Raw genomic sequence first — 8613 nt, 5'->3', positions numbered from 1 at the left:
AGAGACAGCCACCCCCCTCTTCACCGACGCCAGCCGCCGTCTCGAACGTGCCCTCAAGTATGTCAACATCTCTGACGATGCCAGCGAGCGACTGCGATCGCCCAAAGCCAGCCTCAAGGTCTCCATCCCCGTCCGGATGGACGATGGCAAGCTGCGCGTATTTGAAGGCTATCGGGTGCGCTACGACGATACCCGCGGTCCGACCAAAGGCGGCATCCGCTTCCATCCCGGCGTTTCGATGGACGAAGTGCAGTCGCTGGCCTTTTGGATGACCTTCAAATGTGCGGCGGTGAATTTGCCCTTTGGCGGGGCCAAAGGCGGCATTACCCTCGACCCCAAAACGCTCTCTAAGTTTGAGCTGGAACGGCTGAGCCGGGGCTACATAGACGCGATCGCAAATTTCATTGGCCCCGACGTTGACATCCCCGCCCCCGACGTCTACACCAACGCCATGATCATGGGTTGGATGATGGACCAGTACAGCATCATCCGCCGGCAGCGCTGTCCGGCGGTGATCACCGGCAAGCCGGTGAGCCTGGGCGGCAGTTTAGGTCGGAATCAGGCGACCGGGACAGGGGCTTTTTACGTGCTTCAGGCGATGATGCGAAAATTTTCGCGATCGCCCGAGCAGACGACCGTGGCCATTCAAGGATTTGGCAATGCGGGTAGCGCGATCGCGCTGCATCTATTTCAGGCCGGCTATAAAGTGGTCGCCGTCAGCGACTCGCAGGGGGGAATCTACGCGCCTCAGGGGCTGGATATTCCCAGTATTCAGCAGTTCAAAGCCGTTAATCACAACGTCAAAGCGGTCTACTGCAAAGACAGCGTTTGCAGCATTGTTGAGCACGACACCATCACCAATGCAGAGCTGCTGAGCCTGGACGTCGATATTCTGATTCCGGCGGCGCTAGAAAATCAGATTACCGCAGCCAATGCCGACCAGATTCAGGCGCGATATATCTTTGAAGTCGCCAATGGCCCCGTTACCGCCGATGCCGACCCGATTTTAGAAGCGAAAGGCATTTACCTCTTCCCAGATATCCTGGTCAACGCCGGCGGCGTGACGGTGAGCTACTTTGAATGGGTGCAAAACCGCAGCGGCCTCTACTGGAGTGAAAAAGAAGTTAACCAGCGGTTGAAAAAACAAATCGTCACCGAAGCTGAAGCGATCTGGCAGATTGCCCAGCGGCAGGCCGTTTCTCCTCGAACTGCGGCCTATATCCACGCCCTGGAACGGCTGGGCGAGGCCCTCGATGCTCGCGGCACCCGCGCCTACTACCTGGCCTAGCTTTATCTCTTCTGCTGGAATTTAGGTCAAATCCCGCAGAAAACGAGGCTGGGATGGCGATTCGCGATTAAGCTATGTAAAAGACGTTTTGCACCCCGATCACCCATGCTAGTTCTTCCCGGCGCCCCTGTTCGCATTACCAACGTTGACGATACCTACTATGGGTTTGAAGGCCAGGTCCAGCGGGTGGCCGATGGCAAAGTGGCCGTCATGTTTGAAGGCGGCAACTGGGATAAGCTCGTCACCTTTAAGCTGTCCGACCTGGAAGTGGTGAAGCCCAAGCGCGGCAAGGGTAAGTAAGTCCATGCGCCTGCCCTTACCTCAGTTTGCGGCGGCGGCTCGCCATCCGGCTCACATTGCCGAGGTGATTGAGACTGCGACGACTGAATTTTTGGCCCAGTGCCTGGAGCCCGAGGATCTGAGCTTCCCGGTGATGCCGCCCTTTGGCAGCTGGGTCAAGTCCTATGACGAAGAAGCCCGCAACCAGATTTACGGTATCGTCTACCACGCGACGACCAGCCCGCTCGACTCGGTGCACCGAGCCCGGGCCTTGGGCCTGTCGCTGGCAGAGCTGCGGCAGCAGCAGCCGCAGATTTTTGCCATGCTGAAGACGGAATTTCGGGTGGCAATTGTCGGGTTTCGGCCTATGCAAGAGGGATATCAGGGGCTGGAGCTGGGCGATCGCATTTTTCAGCATCTGCCGCCCCGCCCGCCGCAGGTGCATCAGGCTGTGTATCGCTGCGAAGCCGACGAGGTTATCGAGTTTACCGAGGAGCTCGACTTTCTGCGGACGCTCTTGCAGGTCAGCGGTGTCCCGACGGAAAGCCTGGCGGCGGCGGCAATCCGCACGGTCTACCAGCAGCGGCATCTGGACCGCGACTGGCTGATCCGGGCCGGGCGCACGGTCAGCGTTTTGCTGAAGGATGACTACGACCGGCTGCGGATGATCCTGAGTCAGATCCACCCTTAGCCGATGCAAACCTACGACTGGATTGTGGTAGGGAACGGGCTGGCGGGAGCCGCCCTGAGCTATGAGCTGGCCAAGGTGGGACAGCGGGTGCTGCTGCTCGACGATGCCAACCCTGACAGCGGTACCCGCTACAGCTATGGCGGGATTCCCGACTGGGCAGGCACCGATGCGCTGACGCGATCGCTCTACCGAGCCGGCATGGAACGGCAGCGTAACCTCTCTTCAGAGCTGGGGGCAGAGACCCAGTTTCGCGAACTCGATCTGCTGCTGACGATTTTGCCCGATCAGGATCCCCAAGCATTGGCTGCCCAGTATGCGCATTGTGACCGACCGCCGCAGCTGATCTCACCGCAGGAGGCCCAGGCGCTAGAGCCGCAGCTTGACCCGGGCGCGATCGCGGCTGCCCTGACCGTCAGGCAAGGCCATGTCCACCCCACTGCGACGGTCGCGGCCTACAATCAGGCGTTTCGGCGGCTGGGCGGACAGCATTTCATCATCCCGGTGACCGGGCTGGTGCGGCTGGGCGCAAAGGTGACCGGGGTGACGACATCATCTCAGGCTTATCCGGCAGGCAATGTCGTACTAGCGGCGGGAGCCTACACCCGCAAATTGCTACAGGCCGTCAAGCTGCCGCTGCCGCTCTGCTTTACCCATGCTGAAATCATCGAAACGCCGCCGCTGGAGCTGTCGCTGAGGACGCTGATCATGCCAGCCTACTCGGCCCGGGCTGAGCTAGAGGAAAAAGCCAGGCAGCCCCAGCAGGCCGATCTCTGGTCAGAACCGGGACGCGCGATCGCGCCGCCAATTCTAGATACCGGCGTCATCCAGTTTTTAGACCGCAGTATTCGCATCGGCCAGATCAGCCGCCTCCACACGTCCTTAGAGCCGATTGCCGATGCCGCCACCAGCGAAGCCCTGCTGCGCGAGGCAATCTCTGCCCAGATGCCCACAATCAAAGACGTGCCTGGTACCTGGCGTCATTGCCTGGTCAGCTTTACAAGCGATAGCCTACCCCTGGTGGGGCCAGTCGCCGACGTAGACGGACTGCACGTATTTACCGGCTTTACCAGTCCCTTTGCAATGCTGCCGCCGATTGCCGAACAGTTTGCCCGGTGGACAGAGGGGACTGACTGGCCGCTGTTGGCCAACCTGTCGCCGCAGCGCCCGCTGGTTTAGAAAATTCAATACCGGCCCCAATAATTTCTCATCAATCAGTTCCGCTTTTACCGATCCCGCCTCCCTGGGTGCCTATAGTATGGGAAAAGCGATTCTAAAGGTATCTCAGCATGACGGCGGCAACCCAGGCTTCTACAGCTCCCAAATTCTGCGCAGGAATTCGCTACTTTGGCGAACCCCCAGCCGAGTTTGAAAAATACGGTCAGACCCCTGCCATTGGTGAAGGTCAGCGGGCGATCGCGTCCCCGACCGACCCCGCCGCTGTCTACCAGACCCTACTGGCTGCTGACGCGCTGCGCTACCTGACCTTGCAGGTTACCGCCAGTAAATCCTCCGGCCACCCGGGCGGCTTTGCTAGCGTCACCGAGGCGATCGCGTCCCTCGTGATGCTGGGCTACAAAAACATCGTTACTGAAGTCGGCCACCACGCCCCCGGCTTTTACAGCAACGTCTTTCTCGACCGTTCCCTAGAAGCCATGGGGATTGAAACGGTGGAGCAGCTGGGCGATCGCTTCCGGGAAACCCACGGGCTGCTGGGCCACCTTTCCGGTCAGATTCCTGGCCTGCTGAGCCCGGCTGGGCCGCTGGGGCAGGGGCAGCATTTTGCCATGGCCGGAGCCAAGCTACACCGCGACCAGCTCTTTCCCGTCACGATTGGCGACGGCGGCCTGGGCGAACCCTACATCGCCAGCAGCCTGGCCCACTTCCATACGGCCTACCCAGAGATTACTAACTTCCTGCCCATCCTGGTTTGGAACGGCTTTTCCCAGGAGCACCACAGCATGGTCTCCACCCAGTCGAACGAGGCGATGATCGCCTACTGGCGGGGCAACGGCTTAGAAGATGTGATCTTAGTAGACGCTAAAGACTATGACGATGCCGACCAGCCGGGGCCCTATGTCGATAGCACCGCCTTTTCGATGCCGCAGCGGCTGGCCTTTACCCAGGCCGTGCTAGAAGCCACCGACCGGGCCGCCAGGCAGGCCCTGAGCGGCACCTTCACCGTGCTGATTATCAAGCAGCTGAAGGGGGCGGGCGTTCACAAGCGCGGCGCTCAGGCCCATAACCTCTATGCCGGTGACACGGTGGAGAAGGACTATATTAAGTCGGCGCTGGAGGCGCGATCGCTCCCCCCTGAAGCCTGGGAGCTGGTGCGCACCAACTACGTCCGCTCCAACGGTGGACCGGCGGCGAAAACCGCTGTGACCGAGTCTGAGCTACCGCTGGCGGACCTGGGTCAGCTGCCGCTGAACGAGTTTTCGGTGGAGGGCGACAAGCAGGTGGCGACCACCGCTATGGGGCTGCTGGTGGCCCATGTGGGGCAGCAGGATCCGAACTTTATCGTCACCAATGCCGACGGCAATGCGGCTTCGGGGATTAATAACATCAACCAGGCGCTGAAGATTCTGCATCCTACGGTAGACGAAACCTACTTCCAAGGCCCCGGCGGACAGGTGTATGAGCCGCTGAGCGAAGATGCCTGCGCCGGGCTGGCGGCAGGGCAGGCCCTGTTTGGGGCGCGATCGCTCTGGTGCTCCTACGAATCTTTTGCGGTCAACGGCCTGCCAATTTGGCAGACGGTAACCCAGGCAATGGCCGAGCTGCGGCGTCCGACTCCAGCCACCGTCACCCTGTTTACCGCCGGTGCCCTGGAACAGGGCCGCAACGGCTGGACCCACCAGCGTCCGGAAATCGAGAACTACTTTGCCGCGATGATGCGCAATGGCAATATCTTTCCGCTGTTCCCAATTGACGCCAATAGCATTCAGGTCTGCTACGACTGGGCGGTGACGCAGAAGAACAAGGGCATCACCATCACCGCCAGTAAGTCACCGCTGCCGATCCGGACGACCTTTGCCCAAAACCGTGAGGCGCTGGAGCGAGGCGCGATTGAGCTTCAGGAAACGCCCGGAGATAAAACCGTCGTATTCGCAGTGGTTGGCGACATGATGCTGATTCCGGTGCTGGATGCAGTGCGGCTGCTGGCTGAACAGGGCATTGGTTCCAAAGTGACCTCGGTCGTCAATCCCAGACGGCTCTACCGCGCCTCAGACGTGGCCTGGGAGACCTGCGCTGAAGCCGATGGCAAATTCCTGGACGAGGCTGAGTTCCAAACACTGTTTGACGGCGATGCGCTGGTGGGCGTCACCGGCGGGGCCAGCGCCATCCTAGAGCCAATTATGCTGCGCAGTTCTTTACCCAGGGATGTTGCCGCCTGGAAACGGGGAGAAACCGCAGCTAGCCCTGGCCAGCTGTTTACGCTCAACGGCCTGACGGCTGAAAAGCTGGCAGACTGCGCCAAGCGTCTGCTTTGAGTGATTCTCTGCACGCCGGTTCGGTCTAGGCTGCGGACAAGGCAAAAGGGGGCTGCGATCGCGTCCTCACTCCGGCTCGCAGCGAAGTCATCATGTAAAAGGAGTCATCCGGCTCGACCCCTTTACCCAAATCCTGGCGCTTCAGCATGGTTGAGCCAGAGGCGTCATAGTCAATACCCAGCTCCTCCAGCAAAACCTTGACCAGGTCGCCCAAGACTATTTTGGACTTTTCATGACTGAATAGCGGTGTCGCAATAGTTAAGGTTTCGTCACTGTAGGCAATCCGAGTGCTGCGGCTATTGCCCAGCTCTGCCAAAATTTCCTCAAGCTCCTGCCAGCCAACGTTTTCTAAATCAACGCGCTGACCGGGTGGCACTTTGATCTGCCTAATCTGAAGCGTAACCATAAATGCCGAGAAGATGCTTCATCTAACGTAATTCTGTGGCAGAATTTTACTCTAAATATTAGCATTGTCAGCATCAGCTTGATTTTATCAGGAGCGGCATGGCAGTTGTGATCTCAGACGACGTCCTCAAAAATGCTCGGATGACAGAGTCTGAGCTGCTTCAAGAAGTGGCCGTATTACTCTTTCAGCGAGAAAAACTAACTCTGGCCCAGGCCAGCCGACTGGCTCAGCTCCCTCGTATTCAGTTTCAGCATCTGTTAGCTAGCAGACAGATCCCGGTTCACTATGGCATAGCCGAGCTAGAGTCAGATATTCAAACTCTCAAGGAACTAGGAACTCTGTGATTGTTGTTTGCGACACTTCGGCAATCACAAACCTAGCGGCGATTGAATACTTGAACCTTTTGCAGGCGCTGTACGGGGAGATCGTTATTCCTGAAGCCGTTTTCAAAGAATTGGTAGATATACCAGAGCAGGTGCCGGGTGCCGCTGAAGTTCAGTCTCATGATTGGATCAAAACTCAGCCAGTTTTGAATACTGAGCCGTTAGAAAGCCTTTTGTTTGACCTGGATATTGGCGAGGCAGAAGCTATTGTGCTCGCACTTGAGCTGAAGGCGCAGTTATTGGTGATAGACGAACGCAAAGGCTATCAAATAGCTTCTGGCTTAGGGCTTAAAGTCATTGGCATTTTAGGAATTTTATTAGCAGCTAAAGCCCAGGGTATTATCCCAGCAGTTCAACCAGTAATGGATCGGCTAGTTGGCCAGGCAGGTTTTTGGATGAGACGAGCAGTCTACCGCCAGATCTTACAGCTGGCTCAGGAAAGCTAACTTTTTAGCAAGAAATAGGAAGAAAGAGATTTCGCCTGGCTGCCTACTGAAACTATAGCTACTCAAGTGGCATTGCTGCAAAGTGCTTTCGCAGCAAATCATGGATGGAACGATAGCGGCCACCTGTTTTTTGAATAAAGCGGTGCTTTGCAGCGTGTTCAAGAAAAAGTGCATAATTCCAAGGTGCGTAGCCATTCTTAGTCAAAAAGATGCGTAGAATGAGGTGTTTAATAACTTCCGTTAGCCCACCAATCAGCCCCCCATTATCCCAAAAAACAGACCGTAATTCAGCACGAAACTCAGATTAAAAAACGGTTCATTACTCAGACCGGCTAGCAGCCCGCCAATCAGCCCGCCAATCAGCCCACACTTTAACCCATTGTGTAGCGACTTCCAAACTCCTTGATTAGCAATTTCTTTAAATTTGATCTGCTCAGTATCCAACCCGCCAATTAGCCCACCAATCAGTCCGAAAAACAGCCCAGTCATCAGTCAGCTAAGCAACCCACTGCACATCCCACGATTAAATGACCATCCCAGCTTTTCTGCAGGTTGAATCTGTTCACTCCTTATCCCGAAAATCAACCCCTGGTCTTCCATATATAGATCTAGTTTGACTAACTCATGCAGAGAAGTAGCCAGACGACGGTCAACCTCTTTCTTGAGAATTTGAAGAAGCCTGTAGCGAATATTTTGTAAACTCTGCTCTGAAGCCCTAGCGCGTCTGAAATCCCTAGCTCCGGCAGTCGCACTTTCATAGCCATGGCATAGGCGATGCAAGCCTTACCCCGGAGATGATTGACCAGTAGCGCCGACAGATTGCCAGTGATGATTACATGCGTTTTGGTTGCGCCCGCCATGGCGACCATCTGTCCCTGGAGATATTCGTGCTTGATCGGGCTAATGCGCTCAATTTCTAAATAGTCTTCAGGCGTAAAGTAGGCATGGCTTTTGGCAATCATAGGCTTATCCCAAAGTCTGCATGAGCCAGCGGGTAATCGCGCCATCATCTTCGGTGACAGAACGCCTCAGGGCCGTTTCGACTCGGCTCAGCTCCAGACCTGGCAATGCTTCAGAGATTTGGATTTGTCCACTGCGCCCGGCTGCGACGGAGAACGCGATCGCCCGCCGCGCTTTGACGTCGATGACCCAATATTCTGCTATCCCCAACCGTTCGTAAAGCAGGCGTTTGGGACCTAAATCGTCGCTGAGCGAGCTAGCTCCAATCTCAATCACCAGAGTCGGCGGGCCAAAAAGCTCAATATTAATCGGCTGATTGTTCTGAGGGGGGAGCTGAAAGTTTTCTCCCACGTAATAGGCAGCGTCTGGCTGGCATTCTTGCTCTCCGGCTTTGCGAAAACTACAGTTAATAAACCCAACTATCCTCAGCTGGTGCAGCGCTGCATAGAGATCAACGACCTTGAGCACAACCGAATTTTGCCGCCCGTGACCCGCTCCCAATGCAGCCATTTCAATCCTCATGTTGCCAGCATCAAAGTAAGCTCTGCCATCTTTGTAAACAGGCGCATCTGTAATGGCTAAGAACTCATCCCAGGAGGTGCTAACCCAGGTGTCTGTCAGAATTTGCGGCGGAGGAGAAGTGACCATAGCGCTGGACAGGCTAAAGGC

General features: G+C 56.6%; 9 protein-coding genes and 1 pseudogene. 7 read left to right on the top strand and 3 right to left on the bottom strand.

The genetic code is table 11. The annotated features are described in order from the left end of the window. Nucleotides 1–67 precede the first annotated feature (67 nt). The 5 genes from IQ241_RS16390 to IQ241_RS16370 all read left to right on the top strand — a co-directional run bounded on the left by IQ241_RS16390 (nucleotide 68) and on the right by IQ241_RS16370 (nucleotide 5749). Nucleotides 68–1288: a Glu/Leu/Phe/Val family dehydrogenase gene (locus tag IQ241_RS16390; RefSeq protein ID WP_193909122.1), complete on the top strand. Its 1221-nt coding sequence runs from the start codon at nucleotides 68–70 to the stop codon at nucleotides 1286–1288. Nucleotides 1289–1393: 105 nt separating this feature from the next. Next, on the top strand, nucleotides 1394–1588 hold the full coding sequence (locus IQ241_RS16385; RefSeq protein WP_193909118.1) for an NAD(P)H dehydrogenase subunit NdhS: 195 nt from the start codon (nucleotides 1394–1396) through the stop codon (nucleotides 1586–1588). A 4-nt stretch (nucleotides 1589–1592) separates the two neighbouring features. Continuing rightward, a complete protein-coding gene (locus tag IQ241_RS16380; protein ID WP_193909109.1) occupies nucleotides 1593–2258 on the top strand; it encodes an HAS-barrel domain-containing protein in 666 nt (221 codons plus the stop codon). A gap of 3 nt (nucleotides 2259–2261) precedes the next feature. Next, nucleotides 2262–3434 (top strand): NAD(P)/FAD-dependent oxidoreductase, encoded by a 1173-nt coding sequence (locus IQ241_RS16375; protein ID WP_193909107.1) that lies wholly within the window; start codon nucleotides 2262–2264, stop codon nucleotides 3432–3434. 110 nt (nucleotides 3435–3544) lie between these two features. Continuing rightward, complete coding sequence (locus IQ241_RS16370; protein WP_193909105.1) at nucleotides 3545–5749, top strand: phosphoketolase family protein; 2205 nt, start codon at nucleotides 3545–3547, stop codon at nucleotides 5747–5749. Nucleotides 5750–5774: 25 nt separating this feature from the next. Here IQ241_RS16370 and IQ241_RS16365 read toward each other — a convergent pair whose 3' ends face one another. After that, a complete protein-coding gene (locus tag IQ241_RS16365) occupies nucleotides 5775–6155 on the bottom strand; it encodes a hypothetical protein (protein ID WP_193909103.1) in 381 nt (126 codons plus the stop codon). A 98-nt stretch (nucleotides 6156–6253) separates the two neighbouring features. On the opposite strand from IQ241_RS16365, the gene IQ241_RS16360 reads away from it, so the two are divergent. After that, nucleotides 6254–6499 carry a UPF0175 family protein gene (locus IQ241_RS16360; RefSeq protein WP_193909101.1) on the top strand — a complete coding sequence of 82 codons (246 nt, stop codon included), beginning with the start codon at nucleotides 6254–6256 and terminating at the stop codon, nucleotides 6497–6499. Further along, nucleotides 6496–6984 carry a DUF3368 domain-containing protein gene (locus tag IQ241_RS16355; protein WP_193909100.1) on the top strand — a complete coding sequence of 163 codons (489 nt, stop codon included), beginning with the start codon at nucleotides 6496–6498 and terminating at the stop codon, nucleotides 6982–6984. The genes IQ241_RS16360 and IQ241_RS16355 overlap by 4 nt, the downstream gene beginning before the upstream one ends. Before the next feature lie 728 nt (nucleotides 6985–7712). On the opposite strand, the pseudogene IQ241_RS16350 reads toward IQ241_RS16355, so the two are convergent. Together IQ241_RS16350 and IQ241_RS16345 are read right to left on the bottom strand one after the other, a co-directional pair. Further along, nucleotides 7713–7946, bottom strand: a pseudogene (locus tag IQ241_RS16350) (Uma2 family endonuclease); the annotation flags it as partial. Nucleotides 7947–7950: 4 nt separating this feature from the next. After that, nucleotides 7951–8592, bottom strand: a complete 642-nt coding sequence (locus IQ241_RS16345; RefSeq protein WP_193909098.1) for a Uma2 family endonuclease — start codon at nucleotides 8590–8592, stop codon at nucleotides 7951–7953. Nucleotides 8593–8613: the final 21 nt, after the last annotated feature.

It is taken from the genome of Vasconcelosia minhoensis LEGE 07310 (genome assembly GCF_015207255.1).
Taxonomy (GTDB): domain Bacteria; phylum Cyanobacteriota; class Cyanobacteriia; order Phormidesmidales; family Phormidesmidaceae; genus Vasconcelosia; species Vasconcelosia minhoensis.
The sequence above is the reverse complement of the archived record's forward strand: the minus strand, read 5'-3'. Positions and strand labels throughout refer to the sequence as shown.